Source organism: Pseudonocardia sp. SID8383 (genome assembly GCF_009864975.1).
In the GTDB taxonomy this organism is placed as follows: domain Bacteria; phylum Actinomycetota; class Actinomycetes; order Mycobacteriales; family Pseudonocardiaceae; genus Pseudonocardia; species Pseudonocardia alni.
The window spans coordinates 1-426 of record NZ_WWFY01000908.1 but is presented as its reverse complement, the minus strand read 5'-3'; the positions used below and the strand labels follow the sequence as shown (position 1 = coordinate 426).

Annotated in this window: 1 pseudogene; it reads left to right on the top strand. The window is 80.0% G+C overall.

What is annotated here, in order from left to right:
- Positions 1–426 (top strand): annotated as a pseudogene (locus tag GTW08_RS21645) (phosphodiester glycosidase family protein); the annotation flags it as partial.

Genomic DNA, 426 nt, shown 5'->3' with positions numbered 1-426 from the left:
GTCCGCGACGGCCGGGCACTCACCTCCGCCGTGCCGCCCGGGCGGCGGCTCGCCCCGGGCGTCCCCGGCGCCCAGCAGGGCGACGTCCTCGCGATCGACGACGACGGCACCCCCCGCCTGGACCGGCTCACCCTCGACGCGTCCGCGACCGGGCCGGAGGGCCGCCTGCGCATCGACACCCTCAACGCCTACGCCGTGCCCGTCGGCGGGATCGGGCTGTTCACCTCCGACTGGGCGGGCGACCGGGCCGCCACGCTGTGCGGCAGCGACACCGACCGGGACGCGCCGTGCGCACCGGACCGGTTCGAGGTCGTGGTCCGCGACGGTGCGGTCACCGCCGTCGGCCCGCCCGGCGGGGGAGCGATCCCGGCCGGGGAACAGGTCCTCGCCGGCCGCGACCAGGGCGCCGCCGCGCTGCGCGGGCTC